Here is a 17,383-nt window from a genome sequence, read left to right as displayed (position 1 = left end):
TCACGTTCGCCGAAATACGCAACAATGAAAGGCCGAACATGGCGCTGGGCGGCATTACTCCACGACAGAAATTAGCCAGTAAATATTTAAACAATTCTACTGCCGCTTACTGCTAAAAATGGGAGGATTACCCGTGCGTTGGCGGTTGGCAAACACGAACAGCGCATCGCCAAAGACGTTCAACGACAATTCGGCCTGAACCAGGGCCGCCAGGCCATCAATTTGTTTTCTGAAGTCGACCGGCACGCAGCACAGGTAGACCTGACTGATAGAGGCGCCCGGGTGCATCAGCGCACCTGTGCGGTCAGGGCCAGACTGACCTGGGCCAGCCACTGAGGGCTGGGCAGGGACGACAACTCCAGGCGCAGACCCGATCCCAGTATCAGGACAGAGTGAGAGTTGGTAGCGTCACGTACGGTATTGACGCAGACAGAAACAAAACGTGCTGACGGCGGTGGCGCACCATTCGAGTGCTCAAGCGCCAGTGGTTGTGGTCCCTGGATTTGTGCGCGCAGGCGTCGGCGCCAATAATAAAGGCTCGACTCATCAAGCCCCTCACGCCGGGCATAGGCCTTGACCGCAATGCCCTCACGGGCAATGGCATTCAAATGAAATTCCCACCAGGCCTGACCCGGCCCTCTGGTTGTTGACATCGGTGACTCCACGAAAAACAAGCGAAGCCGATACGATGCCCCAGGCCAGCAATGTCAACAAGGATGGGGGAAATGGAGCGCGTAGTACGCCAGTCAAAGCTGGTGAGTTGATAGTCGGTGAAAGTCCGATATAGGAAAGAATGGCACATCATCCTAACCCCGAGTCATGCGCTGGCCACCGTGAGGTGGTCGGTGAAGTGTTGACAGGGGAAACCTGCGGGCCAGCCATAGAGCCGCGAAATCATAAATCCGGGACGCCGACGCTGTTATGCGAAGCGGAAGGCCACAGTGAACATGACGACAAGTGCAAGCCATGTTCGCGTCCCGCGCGGTCGCAGACCCTGAGCACGCTGGGAAGTCACTCACACGGAAACTGGGAGGTCTCATCAATGTCCGATCATGTGGTACCGGACGGGGCAGGCAAGGTCATAAACCGTAATCCTGCCGTCTACGTTGATGAGAAGTCGGATACTCCCGTAGTATCGAAGAAGCTGCCGAACAAAGGGAAACCTGCGGAGGCGGTGGAGAAAAGGGGAGTAGCCAAGGGAAATGCCAACCAGGAACCCGCACGCCGGACTCAGGGCCGGGTAAGTGCGTCGATGTCTCTGGAAGGCATACGTCAAGCGGCACGCAGGGATAAGCGTGTCCGGTTCACGTCACTGATGCACCACTTGACTGTGGAGCGACTATACGAGAGCTTCTATGCCCTCAACAGGCAGGCTGCAACAGGTATTGATCGGATGACGTGGGCAGAGTATGAGCGGGGGCTGTCCACCCGACTACCCGAGCTGCATGATGAAATACATGCCGGACGGTATCGGGCAACAGCTTCCCGGCGAGTTTACATTCCCAAAGCGGATGGCAGTCAACGACCGCTTGGGATCGCAGCTCTGGAAGATCGGCTGGTTCAGCATGCGGTATCTCAGCTGCTGAATGCAATTTACGAGCAGGACTTCATGGGGTTCTCTTATGGATTCAGACAGGGCAAGGGCCAGCACGACGCCTTGGATGCACTGACGGTTGGGCTACAGACACGTCAGGTGAGGTGGGTGCTGGATGCAGATATCCGTGCATTCTTCGACATGATTGATCATGAATGGATGATGCGTTTCCTTGAGCATCGGATTGCGGACCGACGTCTTCTGAGACTGGTTCGTAAATGGCTTGTGGCAGGTGTATTTGAAGAGGGTCGCCGTATTCCGTCTGAGCGCGGATGCCCCCAAGGGGCTGTTATATCACCGGTATTGGCAAACATTTACCTGCACTATGTGTATGACCTCTGGGTTGCAAAATGGCGCAGGCGGATTGCCAAGGGTGATGTCATCGTTGTGCGCTACGCGGACGACAGCGTGATGGGGTTCGCTTACGAGTCAGAAGCCCGGCAGTTCCTGAAGGCACTTGCGAAACGCCTTGGTCAGTTCGGTCTGGAACTGAATGTTGCCAAAACCCGATTGATACGGTTTGGACGGTACGCTGTCGAAGACTGTCTCAAGCGCGGTGAAGGCAAACCCAAGACGTTTGACTTTCTTGGTTTTACTCACATTTGTGGTAAAAATAAGAAGGGCTTCTTCGAGGTCAAACGCCTCACCGTCAAGAAGCGAATGCGTGCCACTTTGAAAGCAGTAGGTCAGACATTGCTACGTCGTCGCCATGAATCCGTCCCCGCGATTGGTAAATGGCTTGGCCAAGTGGTGCGCGGCTACTTTGCTTACTTCAATGTGCCCGGTAACGAAAAGCGACTGGATCAGTTCTACCAAGAAGTTTGTCGACGATGGCTACACGCGCTCAGGCGCCGGAGTCAGCGGCACCGAATGACGTGGGAGAGACTGAAAATGATCGCTCGTCGTTACCTGCTGTACCCGCGACACGCTCCGAAGCATCCCTATCCCTCGGCTCGTTTTGACGTCACAACCCAAGGCAGGAGCCGTATGCGGTAATTCCGCACGTACGGATCTGTGCGGGGGGCACCGGGGAACCGGTGTTCCTACCGCGACCGACTTGACGGCCGCTGAGGTCATCGCGCGCTACAAATCATTGGCCGATATCGAACGCGGCTTCAAGATGCTCAAGTCGGACATTGAGATCGGGCCGGTCTACCATCGACTGCCCGATCGCATCCGGGCTCATGCTTATATTTGCTTTATCGCCTTGATGCTGGCCCGAGTCATGCGGGCCAGACTACGAGAGACACCCGTGCCCGACGTCGGATCGCCCGACAGGGCACTATGGCTGCTGCGCCGAATTCAGACCCATCAGGTGGCCTTTGAAGGCCATGAGCCCGTCAAGGGGCTGTCGACAATCGACAGTGAGCAGGCAGCAATACTGTCAAGTCTACACGTTAAGAAACCAACAGCCGACATCCAATACCTCAATTTGTAGTGGAGCGTTTTTAAGCGGGTGCTATATAAATCAACGGCTTACGCTTTTAACTGTCGAACTCGGGTGTTCGCACGATTCTTGATGACGACGGATGGATGGGGTAGGTCCGGGAGGAATCAAATAAGCCAAACCTGAAAAGCCAACGCGTGCCTGGCGATGACACCTGCGTTGGCTTACAAGAGCAAAACAGATAACCTACTACCTCAGCAGGGAACCAACGGCCCCCTAAGACATGACTCGCCGATCTAAAGGTGCCCGGGCAAAACCCTCAAGATCTGAGCAAATAACGCCCAATAACTCGAGAAAAACTTCTTGCTGATCGGGCGTTAGAGGTTTCAACAATTGGGTTGCCGCCTGCACCGCCAATGGCATCGCTTTTTCGAAAATAGCCTGCCCATCAGAGGTTAGTTCAATATCAAGTTTGCGGGCGTCTTTAATGCTTTGACTACGCGACAACAACCCCCTATTTTCGAGCACACGCACCACATGCAGGGTTGTTACCTTGTCAAAACCCAAACACCTTGACAAAGTAGCTTGGTCAATCGGTGATACGCGATTAACCACATATAAAACACCAAACTGCGCTGGTGTAAGGCTAAGCTCTTTACAGCTGTGCTCAAACAATGCAACGGATATCTGATGGGCTCGTCTAAGCAAGAAGCCGGGGCGGCCATAGAGTTTTTCTAACATGAAGACCTAATCGGAAGTTACACCTGAACCATACAAAACCCAAAATGCTTGATCCGCGTCTGAGCTCCCCATGTAAATCAAGGATCCTACTATTATATTCAACTGAAAAATACCCGTGACAAATGAATCGAATCCCCGATGAGGGCCTAAATCAGCCAGGCTATGGCATAGCTTCCTTAACATTAACGATTCTGCAGCTCAGCCTCAAGTCGCTTACGTGCAGCCAAGTGCTCTTTGGCCGAATTAATCGTATCAATTGCAAGCAACTGGTCATCACAGTAATGTTCGACACTAAAGCTTTCTTCAAACATATCACCATGGACAACCCATCGATTTGCTCCATGAGAAAGCCCGGCTATCTGCAGCTTCTTGTCGTATTGATCGCTCCAGAACCATGGTGCACATGCTACTTCCCGAGGCTTACCAAGCACTGTAGATGCCACACATCGCGCTTGCTCCGTTGCCCCTTGAACGGACTCGAGCCGAAGTGGAGTGCCATCAGATAAATACCGAACGGTGCAATCACCGGCAGCATAAATACCTGAATAACTAGTTCGACCCGCGTCATCAACAACGATCCCGGCATCACACGTAAGCCCGGCAGCTTTAGCAAGACCATCATTAGCAATAACACCCACTCCCAATACCACCATCCCTGCGAGGACTTGCGAGCCATCCTCAAGGGTAACAGCCTGTACTCGACCCTCTGCACCGATATCGATCGATTTTGGCCGGGCACCGAGCATCAGACTCACGCCATGTGACCTATGCAGGTCAGCGTACCAGTCGGACAATACTGGCGCAAGAACACGCCCCAATAACCTGGACGCTGCTTCCAGCACAGTCACCCTCAGCCCTTTCATACGCGCCGTAGATGCGACTTCCAAACCGATAAAGCCACCACCAATGACAACTACGGGCAAATCATGTGTCGCGCAAAAGCCAAGGCTGTCAGCAATAGATTCGGCATCATCTATTGAGCGTAAAACATGAACACCTTGTGCTTTAACCCCGGGCAAGTTCAAAACGCGAGGTGATGCCCCAGTTGCAATAACCAAGATGTCATAAGCCAATGTATTTCCATCAGCCATCTCTACCTGACGCGACACGGCATTAATGTCAACTACCTTAACCCCGATACGCAAGTCAATGCCTTTGCGCTGAAAAGCTTCGGGTGACCGCATCAACAATTGGCCTCTGGCCAGTTCGCCGGCAAGCCAGGCTTTGGACAATGGTGGCCGATGATAGGGAGCTACGCCTTCATCACACATAATGACGATTTGGCCCGCATAGCCTCCGCCACGAAGGGACTCAGCCACAACAATTCCAGCCTGACCCGCACCGACAATAACAACACGACCCTGTTCAGCAGCTTGAGATTCCATATCAAACCTACTCTTGCACGCTGGGCAATTCGACACGCAACCCTTGCAAGTGCGGGCCAATTTTTATCTGGCACGCAAGACGGCTGTTCATCTGGCGCTGCGCGGCAACTTGGTCAAGCATATCGTTTTCTACAGACGACATTACCGGGAGCTCGCCCAAACGATCCTGTTCGATATAACAATGACAGGTCGCACAGGCACACGACCCTCCACACTCGCCCAGAACACCCTCAATACCATTGGTAACAGCGCCTTGCATGAGGGTCCACCCATCGGGCAAGTCAACAGTGCTGGAATGACCTGAAGCGTCAACATAGGTAATGATTGTCATAATTTATCCTCTCAATCGATGGCAAGTTTGAGTGAAAGTGGGCTGCGGAAGTTAGTTGACGACATCCATGGCAAGTCGTGCTCAACACGCCGGTAGCACGGAAAGGCCTTGTGAAACTCTTCGAAGGCAATACGGATTGCCTGGCGTGCCATGATCGCTCCGAGACAAGCATGAACACCGCCACCAAACCCCAAATGACCACGTGGTTTGCGATCGATATCATAAACATCAGGATTCGGGAACTGACGCTCATCCCTATTGGCTGCCCCGTATGTCAGACAGACGTAATCACCCGCTTTCATTAACTGTCCATGCAACTCGACATCACGGGTCAAAACTCGTTTCATCCGTTGTGCTGACGTGTTAAACCGCAACGACTCTTCGATTGCATCGGGTAACAACTCTGGATTGGCGACGACACGACTCCGCGCTTCAGGATGGTCAGCAAGATTCATCGCAACGAGACTCATGAAAGCCCCCATGGATTCAGCACCAGCAACGATCAACATGGTTGTCGTCATAATTACCTCCCGCTCATCAAGTCGATCACCGTCGATTTCAGCAATACTAAATTGCGAAATAAGGTCATCTTTTGGATTCGCCCGGCGGTCCTCAATCACTGACTGCGCAAACTCATTGATCCATCTAAAAGCATCTTGATGCTCCTGAGTCTTGCCCCTGACCACCGGGTCAGTCTGCACACATAACATGGCCTGTTTACGAAGAAAGTCCTCGTCTGATGGTGGAAGACCAATAATCAGTTCGAGCGTCTTGATTGTCATCGCTGTTGAGAATTCACGATTGAAATCAAACTCTTTACGGCCCTCGAACTTTTTAACAGCGTTTCGCGCTATTTCACGCAATGGCTCGGTAAGGGCCGTAAGATTGCGCCTCAAAAAAGCATGCTGAACCAAACTACGCAAACGATCATGTCTTGGAGGATCAGTTGTACCCAACGTAGCTCCAGTACGGTTTGGCAACTCGGCCAGCAAGTTACCTTTCGTAGAAGAATACGTTTCCCAATCATTTGCGGCGGTCAGCACGTCTGAATAACGAGACAAAAACCACATATTGCCCGCCGGACTCCAGTGGCACGGATGGTCGTCCCGAAGTATTTTGTATAAGGGAAATGGATTCGAATCGACCAAGGGATCGTAAGGATCAAAAACAAACATTTTTATTTCTCCAAAACATTGCGAAAACAAGTCCTCAGGTGACAAGAAACTCAAATATCACTCTTAACCTGCATTGATACTTTAAACGCAAAAATTAAGATAAATTGAATAAAATTTGCAATATAATTGAATTTTTATTGCAAAGAGTAGCACACAAACTAAATGGTTTCAAAAAAACCAACAATCACCCGCGCACCAACCTTCGGACTTTATGGTGAGCCACCGGAAAGCCACCCATTTTTCATACACATAGAGTCGATAAAGTCACGAAGCAACACCTACAACTGGGAAATACAGACCCATATCCATCAAAATCTGAACCAAATTATTTGGCTGGCGTCAGGCACAATCAATGCACAACTCGATGGCATAGACTTTTTAATAAACTCTCCATCCGCAATCATTGTTCCTGCTCTTCACTCACACTCTTTCCAGACAAATAACGAAGCGACCGGAAGCGTTCTTACCGTTAGTCATGACATATTCATTTTTCCGGAAAGCAAAACAACAAGCTCCATTTTTGAAAATCTTTTCATGGCTCCTGCCGTAACAAAAATAGCTCATGAAAGTAATGATCTTTTTGGACTGAACAATTGCTTTCAAATTTTGTCAGCTGAATTATCGAGACTGAAAGACGCGGAGAGCTTTATCACATCCAGGCTGGCACAAGTCATCTGCCTGATAATTGCACGCCACCCGAAAACTAACATATCAACGCCACACACAGGAAAAAATAGCGACAAAAAAATTACAGACTTTCTTCTTTTGGTTGAAAAACATTTCAAAACAGAAATGAAAATATTTGAATACGCAGTAAGCCTTGAGATATCAAAAGACAAACTGATAAGAACTACAAAACTGAACCTAAACAAATCCCCGATACAGGTCATACTTGACCGTCGCATAAAAGAGGCCTGTCAGTTACTTGCAAACACTAACTCATCAGTTGATAGGATTTCTCAAATATCAGGATTTTCCGACGTACCTTATTTCTGTCGACAGTTCAAAAAAAAGACCGGCCTAACGCCTCTGGAGTTCAGAAAAAAAACCAGACAACCAATTTAGTGAACTGTCATCTGCAACAACTAAACGAAGTAGGCTCCCCCATCAACCACCAGAGTTTGGCCAGTGATAAAGCCTGAGTCTGGCCCAATCAAGAACGATAAAGCACCCACCAGATCTGCCGGTTGCTGATCTCGCTTGATTGATCGCGCAGCCTTGCCAATATCACGAAACTTGTTCACATGTTCCGTATTGAGCATAATGCCGTCGCTGAGTGTAAAACCCGGAGCAATTGTATTGACCCGAATTCCGTGTTCGCCAAGTTCCCGCGCAAGGCTTTTCGTCAAGGCAAGGACCGCACCTTTGCTCACAACGTAATGTGGCATACCAGTGACACCCTTTAAAGGGGAAGTAGAGGAAATATTGACAATCGCCCCTCCTTCTTCCTTCATGAAAGGGGTAACTTTCTGCACAGCCAGAAAGGGGCCATAGGTATTAACTTCCATTACCTTCATCCAGGTTTCCCGATCTACATCCATGAAAGGCTGCATTTCAAGGCTGGCAAATAATGCTGCGTTATTTACCAAGCCACGAATTTTTACATTCTTGACTGACAATTCAGCAAGCATTGAGTCCCAATCCTGTTCCGAAGTAACACTTCCACTGTAGCCGTAAGATTTACCACCAGCAGCTCTGATTCTGGCTGCCGCATCTTCGGCTCCGGCCAGATCAAAAATTACTGCTGTATAGCCATCCTGAGCTAATCGCTCGGCAAACGCAAAGCCAATGCCACGGGCTGCTCCTGTAACAATGATGACATCATTTGTATTGTCCATTTTCTTACCTGTTAATGAGTCGTATCAATGTAAACATGCTTGGTTTCGATAAAGTCCAGAAGACCATCTACACCATGTAAACGACCAACGCCGCTTTCCTTATATCCACCTGTTTCCACCTCGGCGAACAAGCGGTTATGCGCATTAATCCAAACATTACCAAATTTGAGTCGTCGCGCCATATATCTGGCTATTCGATAATCGGTAGCCCAGATTGATGATGCCAAGCCATATCGAGTAGCATTTGAACGCGCCACTGCTTCATCAATATCAGAGTATGTTTCGAACGTCACTATCGGACCAAACAACTCCTCCTGAATGAAATGGCTGTCCAGATCCTGAGCAGCAATGATCGATGGGGAAAGGAATGACGACGCCTCGGGCATATCAGCAGGAATTTGCCCCTCAAGCAATAGCTCGGCTGACTGCTTTGCCTCGTCAATTTCACGCAATAGCCGACTTTGGCTTGCCTTGTCTATCAGGGCCCCCATTTGTGAGGCAGGATCGGCCCCTGGGCCGACGCGCAGACCCTTGAACGCACTAACCATACGGTCTAAAACTGTATCTTTGATTGACTCATGGACGAGCACGCGACTAATGGCCGTACACATTTGCCCGGCCATTACGGTAGCTCCTGCTACGATACCTGCAACGGCCCTGTCAAGATCGGCATCCTTCAAAACAATAGCAGGTGCCTTGCCACCCAATTCGAGCGACAAACGAGCCAAACGCTTTGCACTCGACTCAGCAATCAGCTTACCGACGTGGGTCGATCCGGTGAAACTAACCACGTCGACATCAGGATGCATGCACAAATACTGCGAGGCTTGCGAACCCCGTTCGGTAAACCAGTTCACAACTCCCAAAGGCAAGTTTTGATCCTGAACGAGACACTTCATGATCATCTCATTCACTTGCGCTGTTTGATGCGCGGCCTTAATGACAACTGAACAACCAGCCGCAAGTGCAGGAGCAAGCGACCGAATAAGCAAGGTAGCTGGCGCATTCCATGGTACGACCACAGCAGCGACGCCGACAGCCTCTTTCTCGATCAGAGAGTATTTATCAGGCTCAATCTCAATATTCCGGCCAAAAATATTGCGCGCCAATCCCGAGTAATACCTTAGCTCAGAAACCGATGCATTCAACTCCTGATCTGCCTCTCGCTTCAATTTTCCATTCAGGGCAACTAACACCTGAGAAATTTCAGGGGCACAAGCCTCAAGCCGGTCAGCAAACAAACGCAGCATATCCGACCTGAGTTTTGGGGATTGTGACCAAGGAGTTGTCTCAAACGCCTTGCGTGCAGCACAGACAGCCTCATCCACATCTTGCAACGATGCACTCACATAACGTGCCTCAGCCTCTCCGGTTGCAGGATTAAAACATTCAGCAATCAAACTCGACTGATCAGGATTTAAAAATTGACCATTAATATATGTTCTCGAGATATGCATTTCTTTCCTGTCAATTGTCGTATTTAATCAAAAGCTGATTAGCTGATTCAATAAGCTCTTTACCATTAATACCTTTTTTATTTACTTCTTCGACCCAATCATTAGAAACTTTTTCAGCAGCAGCTTTCCACTTATCCAGCTCCGGACCTTCAATTTTGTTGAACTTGTTACCGCGATCAAGTGCAAGCTGACGAGCTTTTGGTACAGATCTATCCCAGGCCTTTCCTGCAAGGCTCGCATAAGCAAAGCCACTGTTTTCGTCAATTACTTTCTTCAGTTCTTGCGGTAGGCTTTGGTACTTCTGCTTGTTCATCGCAAAAACAAACACAGCGGTATACAACGCCTTGTTTTCAGCATCAATTTCCGTGTGATAACCAACCATTTCATGTGCACGGATCGCCGGAACGATTTCCCATGGCAAAATCGCACCTTCGACGACACCTTTGGAAAGGGATTCACCAACCTGAGTAATTGGCATACCAATCGCAGTTGCACCCAATGACTCAATCATCTTGGTAGTTACTCGAGAAGGAGCGCGCAGTTTTTTCCCTTTAAAGTCATCTACGCTGGTAATAGGTGAGTTGACCATATGAATTTGACCTGCATCGTGCACATTCAAACCAATTATTTTCCATGGTCGATATTCACTATCGGCAAGCTTATTAGTTTCAAAATATTCCCATAATGCTTTACTTGCACCTTCGGCAGACTTGATCATGAAGGGTAGTTCGAAAACCTCGGAAGCCGGGTATCGGCCAGGGGTATAACCAATATTCACCCACGTCATATCAACGACGCCATCTTTTACCTGATCCATCAACTGGGCTGGCGAGCCACCCAGTTGCATAGACGGGTAAACCTGAATTTTGATTTTCCCGCCAGATTCACGCTCCACTTTTTCAATCCATGGAGTAATTACATCTACCTGAGCTAAAGCCTTGGGGGGTAAATGATTATGCAAACGCAGAGTAACAACCTCAGCAATCGACTGACCTGCAACGCTAAGGGACATCAACGCTGACAAAGCAATAATTAGTTTCTTCATGTCTACTCCTTTTTTGTATAAATAAAACTATTTAACTAAAGTCACATTCATTGGGTCATACGGATACAACCACCCATTCCTGGATTCAGAAAGATTACGATTTTTAAAAGCCCGCCTCATCTCCTCTTTATTTGAAATATGGTAAAGATCAGCCATTTCCGTAGACTCACGAACAACCCTTGCCGTACGAGGGGCCCGCAGTTCTTGGTAGGTTTTCAATGCATCAGGGAGTTCAACATCCAATGCCAATACACGAGATAAAACTGCAGCATCTTCAATAGCCATTGCTGCCCCCTGTGCCATGTACGGCAAGGTCGGGTGCACGGCATCTCCTAAAAGAGTAATTCGCTTGGTGCTCCATTCAAGAACAGGCTCACGGTTATTTAATGCCCAGCGATAACACTGATCATGATCCACATTATCAATAACAGCGCGTACAATCGGATGCCACCCTCGATAGTCTTCGTCAAGCTCAGTCCATGGTTTCTTTGTAGTCCACGATTCTTCTTCCCATGGTCGCTCAACACAACCGACAAAATTCAACAACGTCCCTGATCGCATGTAATACATGACCGCATGATTCTTTGGGCCACACCATATTGAGGAAACCACATCTGGACGCAGTTCCTGAGGGATCCGTTCTGTTGGAATACTTATCCGCCAGGCAACCTGGCCGGTAAATTTTGGTGGTTCAGTATCGATAACATATTTACGGACCACTGACTTAATTCCGTCGGCACCAATCAGCAACTCAGCCTGTGTGGCACTTCCATCCTCAAACTTGATATTCACACCTGTCTCGGTCTCTGAAATCTCAACTGCACGGCATCCGAGACGTACGGCATCCTTGTCCAGTGACAGGACAACACGCAGTAACCCAACATGCAAATCGACACGATGTACCTGATAATACGGTGCCCCATGCTGAGCCTCGTGTGAATCGCCAAGCGGAATGGTATGTAATATTTCCCCGTCGTCGTATCGTCGAAACTCAAAAGCTTTTGGTTTAACGGCAACACTCTCCATGTATTCACGCAAACCGAGATGATCAAGCACTTTGACTGCATTGGCACTCATTTGTACAGCAGCACCAATTTCGCCAAGTTCCGGAGCCTGCTCGTAAACACGCACATGATGCCCTTGCTTCAGCAAACAAGCGGCTGCCGCCAAACCACCGATTCCGCCACCAATAATTACTACTTTCATAAAATTTTCCTCGTCACAACGATAGTGCACTAACTCATCAAGCAATTTAATATTCACTTAATCACGGTGTACAGCACACAAATATGATTATTCACTACCTAAGATAGTTCATCTCAATGCGTAGCACTCCACTTCAATAAGCACTTCACATACGAAGCACAAACAAAATTATTGTTGGGAATGCAACCAAAATCGCAGTACGTACCAAGTCACTGACTACAAACGGGATGACAGCACGATAGGTCTGGGATATTGGTGTATTTTTCGCCATATTATTAATTACAAAAAGATTCATTCCAACTGGTGGAGTAATAAGACCAACCTCCACGACAATTAGCACCAAGATACCAAACCATATTGCCGTTTCTTCAAGAGTCAAACCGAAATCTAGGCCAATGATAATCGGATAGAAAATTGGAATTGTTAGCAAAATCATGGACAGTGAATCCATGACGCAACCAAGTGCCAGATAGACCAGTAGAATAGCAATCAACACCAACCATGGACTCATTCCAAACTCAATTACTGACTGCGCAAGCTCTTGGGGGAACTGTGAAAGTGCAAGAAAGGAATTATATAAACCTGCACCCAGAACAATCATATAAATCATCCCTGTAGCAATTGCTGTTCCGTAAATTGAAGCACCAAGCGTCCTAAGATTCAAACCACCCGCCCACCAAGCAGCTATACCTGTACCAAATGCACCAACAGCAGCACCTTCAGTAGGTGTAAATGTGCCAGTATAAATCCCACCAACCACTGCCAAAAATATTAACAAAACAGGCCAGACATTAACGGTAGCCATCAAACGATCACGCATTGGCATGGGCTTAATAACCCCGGCACTTCCCGGGTTAAACCGGACGTAAAGCGATATTACTATCGCGTAACCAATAGCTGCCAAAATACCAGGAATGAATGCAGCTAGAAACAATTTAGCAATATTCTGCTCGGCAAGAATCGCATATACCACCAGCACAACAGACGGCGGTATGAGAATCCCCAGCGTACCCCCTGCCGCAAGAGTAGCCGTAGATAATGCCCCAGAGTACCCTGCACGCTTGAGTTCGGGCAGAGCAACCTGCCCCATTGTTGCCGCCGTAGCCAGAGATGAACCACAAATTGCACCAAAGCCAGCACATGCGCCTATTGCCGCAATTGCGACGCCACCTCTTCGGTGACCAACCCACCCCTCCGCACACTTGAAAAGAGCCTGAGATAGCCCACCCAGAGCCGAAAATTGCCCCATTAACAAAAACAACGGAATAATGGACAAGTTGTAATTCGAAAACGTACTGTAGGTTACTTGTTTTAATTGATTAAAAATCGGAAGGGTACTTCCATATATGAAATAGGCACCGAGCAAGCCGCAAAATGCCATTGACAAGCCTATTGGTATTCTTGCAAAAATCAGACCTAATAAAACAACAAAAGACCATGCTGCGAGTTCTATATCTGTCATTTCAATACCCTTGCTCTTCCTCTACATTCCAGTTTTTCGGCCACTCTGCAAGGCCAAATTGCACCATTGTCTTACTTATATATGCAAGGCACCCAACAATAGCGCCCATCAAACAACACACATATGCCCACCAAATTGGCATTTGCAGTGTGAATGTTGTTTCAGAAAATTCGCGCTTATCCAAGGCACCCTGAAAAAGCATCCATGTCAATGCCAACCACAATAACAGCATCAACAACTCATTTACCGAATCAATAATCCATTTGATTTTTGAAGGTAAAGCTGCATATATAAGATCAACAGTCGCATGCCCCCCTTTTAAGTAACACCAAGGTAAAAAACAAAATATCGCCAACGCTGTACCTATCTCTACCAGTTCATAATCTCCTGGTACAGGAGCCAAACCAAACCCCACCAAAGCCCTTCCTATAATACTTGCAACACTCATAATAATAAGCATGCACAACACTACCCCCCCTATTAAGGCGAATAATCTGGCAAGCAAAATTGCTTGTTTTACAAAGAACGTTCCCATGAATAAACCTCTTTTCAGCAAGACTTCACAAACCAAAAAACGAACATTTCGACTTAAAAATTACATTCGTTTTCCCAATGCCAGCCATCAATCGTCTGATGAAAGCAGACCACCCAGCACTGCATCCTGTTTATCTATTTATTGTTTTAGTTAGCGTACTAACTAATTATAGTAAATCCAAATCCTTTGAAACCAGTAGTAATTACCCTTAGTAAAATCTACGATACCAAGGGGGTAAGCGTCACCAAGCACGAAACGACAGCTGTAGACTCGAAGCACTACCCACCCTTTGAGCCTGTTATCAACCAGTCACGTACCAACATTTAGCATGCCCCGTTTTATCGTAGGATGCAGGAGACTCAACAGAAAATTCTAGTCATGTGCTGCAGCATGATGGTGCTGGACACTTGCAACAGCAATCTTTGGTTCGTAACCAGCAGAGCCTGGCGGACGGCACAGTTGTAATTGCTAACCTGTTCGCACAACTCAACGAGTCGAGTAGCCGAGAATGCATGAACGATGCTGTCGTAGACTTGGTCTTCGAATATCCAAAAGCGCTTTGAGCCTTGTGCATTAAGTAGCAAAACAATTGCTAACACTTCACCCCGGAAACAACACCCCCGCTTCACCGGCCTTCCACACGGGGTACTTCTGCATCACCGTAGCGAATAACGGCAAAGAAAGAAATGCCGCCAACCAGCGTTGGACACCCGGCACAGGCTGTGCCTGAAACCATTCGGCATCAACGCTGGCGAATTGGCGCACAAACGGTGCAACCGCCATATCGGCAAGCACCGGATGTGAGCCAAACAGCCATTCTGACCTGGCCAGCCGTGCGTCAAGACCCAGCAGCCAGTCAAGCGCCAGTTGCCGGTGAACCTCGGCAGGCCCGGCGTTTTCGTAACGTTGCGGGTATTTATAACGGTCAAGATGCGGCTTGAAGTACACATCGCACTGCTGAACCAGCGCCAGCATGCCGGGCAGCCCTACGTCAGTCTGCGTACAGGGCGCTGCCGCATCGCCCCGACCCATCGCTACAGCCTCGCCAACACCAACAGTCACCGCAGCACCACTTTCCAACACCCCAGGCCGCAACCACCCCTGCGGGTCATACTGTCGCAACGCCCACACCATGATGTCGAGACTCTGATCGATGACGGTGCCATCGGTATCTACCAGAACCGGTACCGTACCCTTGGGCGATGCCTGCAACATGTCGGCAGGCTTGTCGCGCAAGACAATTTCACGCAGTTCACAGTGCACACCACTGACGGCGATGGCCAAACGGGCGCGCATGGCGTACGGACAACGTCGAAACGAATACAGCACAGGCCGCGCCGTGGCGTGACCGGCGTATTCCGGCAAAGGCAAAACCCTGCCCGTCATTTACCCTTCTGGCCCGCCAGCGCGGCCTGCCGGGCCTTTTCTTTGGCAGCAGCCTTGGCCGCCTTCTGGGCTTCGAGTTGGGCACCGATGTGACGCTCGTGACGCTGTTGCGCCAGCTCGGTTTGCCTTTGACGCTCGCGGTAACGCGCCTTCTGTTCGTCTGTGTGCTTGTCATGGCAATGCGGACAGCTGACGCCCTGCTCGAAATGTGGCGACTGCTTGTCTTCAGCAGAAAGCGGGAAACGGCAGGCGCGGCACAGTTCATATTTGCCCTGATCGAGGCCATGCACCACCGAAACCCGCTCATCGAACACAAAACACTCGCCGTCCCAGAGACTTTGTTCTTCGGGCACGGTTTCAAGGTACTTCAGAATACCGCCTTCCAGGTGATAGACCTCGTCAAACCCCTGCGACCGCAAATACGCCGTTGACTTCTCGCACCGGATGCCACCCGTGCAAAACATGGCCACTTTTTTCTTCTGACGCAGCACACCGCCCTCGGCCGACTGTTCCTCGACCCATTCAGGGAACTGGGTAAAACATGTCGTTTCAGGGTTGACCGCCCCCTTGAACGTACCAATGGCCACCTCATAATCATTACGCGTATCAACCAGGACCACATCAGGGTCAGTAATCAGCTGGTTCCACTCCTCAGGCTTGACATACTTCCCCGCACGGGTCTCGGCCTCGACGTTGGGAATACCCATGGTCACGATTTCACGCTTGAGCTTGACCTTCATGCGATAAAACGGCTGCTTGTCGGCCCACGATTCTTTGTGCGTTAGCGTCGCCAGACGCGGGTCGGCATGCAGCCAGGCCAGCACCGCCCGAATGCCGGCTTCGGGCCCGGCAATCGTGCCGTTGATACCTTCCTGCGCCAGCAACAGCGTACCCGTGACATCGTTCTTCTGGCACACCTCAAGCAACGGCGCCTGCATCTCACGGTAGTTGTCGAGACGAACGAATTTATAAAGTGCAGCAACCAGAAATTGAGCCATATCGATATAAAAGGAAAAGTTGAACCGCAATTCTTGATTTTACCCCGGGTGCGGGGGGCGGGGGTAGGCCGGTGCAGGCTTCGAGCACACCGTTGTCCGGGCTGACGGCGGGGAGGCAAGGGCGCGGTGTCCGAGCGGGGCGCTTTCAGCCAGCCGGGGGCTGGCTGATCCCGCGAGTTTAGCGCCCGCCCCGCCGCCGGCCCGGACAGCGGGCAGCCCCGCAGGGGCCGTGCGAGGCCGGAACCGGCATACCCCCGTCCCCCGCACCCTGCCCTGGGCCAACACAACGCCACAACAGCCAAGCCCCTTCCCTTGCAACGAACACCTCGTTATCATCAACAAAAATAACCCGACCCATTATTCGAATAAAGGAGGCCCCATGATCAAACTCGACCCCCTCTTCAAAATCCACGCCCAACTCGACGACATCCTGGACTTTGGCAAAAGCGACGCCGGCCACCTGCGGATCGTGCGCATTCTGGGCGGCACCTTCGCAGGCGAAAAACTCAGCGGAAAAATTCTCAATGGCGGCGGCGACTGGCAAACACTGCGTGACGACGGCGTCATGGAGCTTGAAGTGCGCTGCCTGATGCAAGCCGACAGCGGCGCCCTCATTCACCTGACCGGCCAGGGCACCAGAGTTCGACAGTTTGCCGCCTTCGGGCGGTTTTTCTTTGCCTGTTTTCTTTAAAAATCAATGATCTTGAAACTCTGAATAACTCTATTTGTACTGGCAATTTATATATTTAATGTATTGGCATCTAATGGCTGCCGTGCTAATATTTCGTCATGTACATCAAAATTACCCGCTCAGGCGACAAAAGCTACGTTCAGCTGGCTGAG

Annotated in this window: 17 protein-coding genes and 1 pseudogene; 4 read left to right on the top strand and 14 right to left on the bottom strand. The window is 49.7% G+C overall.

Going from position 1 to position 17,383, the window contains the following annotated elements:
* Positions 1–96: 96 nt before the first annotated feature.
* Together tnpB and PuT2_RS15155 are read right to left on the bottom strand one after the other, a co-directional pair.
* Complete coding sequence (gene tnpB / locus PuT2_RS15160) at positions 97–288, bottom strand: IS66 family insertion sequence element accessory protein TnpB (protein ID WP_093971839.1); 192 nt, start codon at positions 286–288, stop codon at positions 97–99.
* Positions 288–653 (bottom strand): hypothetical protein, encoded by a 366-nt coding sequence (locus PuT2_RS15155; protein WP_093971838.1) that lies wholly within the window; start codon positions 651–653, stop codon positions 288–290. Before PuT2_RS15155 ends, tnpB begins: the two co-directional genes overlap by 1 nt.
* A 389-nt stretch (positions 654–1,042) precedes the next feature.
* Between PuT2_RS15155 and ltrA the strand changes: the two genes are divergently transcribed.
* On the top strand, positions 1,043–2,590 hold the full coding sequence (gene ltrA / locus PuT2_RS15150) for a group II intron reverse transcriptase/maturase (RefSeq protein WP_216820828.1): 1,548 nt from the start codon (positions 1,043–1,045) through the stop codon (positions 2,588–2,590).
* 43 nt (positions 2,591–2,633) lie between these two features.
* Positions 2,634–3,032: pseudogene (locus PuT2_RS15145) on the top strand (IS1634 family transposase); the annotation flags it as partial.
* 225 nt (positions 3,033–3,257) lie between these two features.
* On the opposite strand, the gene PuT2_RS15140 reads toward PuT2_RS15145, so the two are convergent.
* The 4 genes from PuT2_RS15140 to PuT2_RS15125 all read right to left on the bottom strand — a co-directional run bounded on the left by PuT2_RS15140 (position 3,258) and on the right by PuT2_RS15125 (position 6,667).
* Entirely contained in the window at positions 3,258–3,722 is a 465-nt protein-coding gene (locus tag PuT2_RS15140; protein ID WP_093971835.1) for a MarR family winged helix-turn-helix transcriptional regulator, read from the bottom strand.
* A 182-nt stretch (positions 3,723–3,904) separates the two neighbouring features.
* Complete coding sequence (locus PuT2_RS15135; RefSeq protein ID WP_093971834.1) at positions 3,905–5,107, bottom strand: NAD(P)/FAD-dependent oxidoreductase; 1,203 nt, start codon at positions 5,105–5,107, stop codon at positions 3,905–3,907.
* A 7-nt stretch (positions 5,108–5,114) separates the two neighbouring features.
* Positions 5,115–5,438: a 2Fe-2S iron-sulfur cluster-binding protein gene (locus PuT2_RS15130; protein WP_093971833.1), complete on the bottom strand. Its 324-nt coding sequence runs from the start codon at positions 5,436–5,438 to the stop codon at positions 5,115–5,117.
* An 11-nt stretch (positions 5,439–5,449) separates the two neighbouring features.
* The gene (locus tag PuT2_RS15125) at positions 5,450–6,667 is read right to left on the bottom strand and encodes a cytochrome P450 (protein ID WP_254047030.1); all 1,218 of its coding nucleotides are present in this window, start codon (positions 6,665–6,667) and stop codon (positions 5,450–5,452) included.
* 108 nt (positions 6,668–6,775) lie between these two features.
* Between PuT2_RS15125 and PuT2_RS15120 the strand changes: the two genes are divergently transcribed.
* Positions 6,776–7,678: a helix-turn-helix domain-containing protein gene (locus PuT2_RS15120; protein WP_093971831.1), complete on the top strand. Its 903-nt coding sequence runs from the start codon at positions 6,776–6,778 to the stop codon at positions 7,676–7,678.
* 20 nt (positions 7,679–7,698) lie between these two features.
* Here the strand turns inward: PuT2_RS15120 and PuT2_RS15115 are convergent, their stop codons facing one another.
* The 8 genes from PuT2_RS15115 to PuT2_RS15075 form a co-directional block, all read right to left on the bottom strand.
* On the bottom strand, positions 7,699–8,451 hold the full coding sequence (locus PuT2_RS15115; RefSeq protein ID WP_093971830.1) for an SDR family NAD(P)-dependent oxidoreductase: 753 nt from the start codon (positions 8,449–8,451) through the stop codon (positions 7,699–7,701).
* 11 nt (positions 8,452–8,462) lie between these two features.
* The gene (locus PuT2_RS15110) at positions 8,463–9,908 is read right to left on the bottom strand and encodes an aldehyde dehydrogenase family protein (RefSeq protein ID WP_093971829.1); all 1,446 of its coding nucleotides are present in this window, start codon (positions 9,906–9,908) and stop codon (positions 8,463–8,465) included.
* A gap of 10 nt (positions 9,909–9,918) precedes the next feature.
* Positions 9,919–10,953 (bottom strand): TRAP transporter substrate-binding protein, encoded by a 1,035-nt coding sequence (locus tag PuT2_RS15105; protein ID WP_093971828.1) that lies wholly within the window; start codon positions 10,951–10,953, stop codon positions 9,919–9,921.
* Positions 10,954–10,980: 27 nt separating this feature from the next.
* Positions 10,981–12,159: an FAD-dependent monooxygenase gene (locus tag PuT2_RS15100; RefSeq protein ID WP_093971827.1), complete on the bottom strand. Its 1,179-nt coding sequence runs from the start codon at positions 12,157–12,159 to the stop codon at positions 10,981–10,983.
* Positions 12,160–12,304: 145 nt separating this feature from the next.
* A complete protein-coding gene (locus tag PuT2_RS15095; RefSeq protein ID WP_093971826.1) occupies positions 12,305–13,621 on the bottom strand; it encodes a TRAP transporter large permease in 1,317 nt (438 codons plus the stop codon).
* Position 13,622: 1 nt separating this feature from the next.
* A complete protein-coding gene (locus tag PuT2_RS15090; RefSeq protein WP_093971825.1) occupies positions 13,623–14,156 on the bottom strand; it encodes a TRAP transporter small permease in 534 nt (177 codons plus the stop codon).
* Between the two features lie 600 nt (positions 14,157–14,756).
* The gene (locus PuT2_RS15080) at positions 14,757–15,542 is read right to left on the bottom strand and encodes a glutathione S-transferase (RefSeq protein WP_093971823.1); all 786 of its coding nucleotides are present in this window, start codon (positions 15,540–15,542) and stop codon (positions 14,757–14,759) included.
* Positions 15,539–16,540: a rhodanese-related sulfurtransferase gene (locus PuT2_RS15075; RefSeq protein WP_093971822.1), complete on the bottom strand. Its 1,002-nt coding sequence runs from the start codon at positions 16,538–16,540 to the stop codon at positions 15,539–15,541. The genes PuT2_RS15080 and PuT2_RS15075 overlap by 4 nt, the downstream gene beginning before the upstream one ends.
* 379 nt (positions 16,541–16,919) lie before the next feature.
* On the opposite strand from PuT2_RS15075, the gene PuT2_RS15070 reads away from it, so the two are divergent.
* Positions 16,920–17,231 carry a DUF3237 domain-containing protein gene (locus PuT2_RS15070; RefSeq protein WP_093971821.1) on the top strand — a complete coding sequence of 104 codons (312 nt, stop codon included), beginning with the start codon at positions 16,920–16,922 and terminating at the stop codon, positions 17,229–17,231.
* Positions 17,232–17,383: the final 152 nt, after the last annotated feature.

The organism is Pusillimonas sp. T2, from assembly GCF_002236805.1.
GTDB lineage: Bacteria > Pseudomonadota > Gammaproteobacteria > Burkholderiales > Burkholderiaceae_B > Neopusillimonas.
Note: the sequence above shows the minus strand (reverse complement) of the source record. Positions and strands in the feature narration are given on the sequence as shown.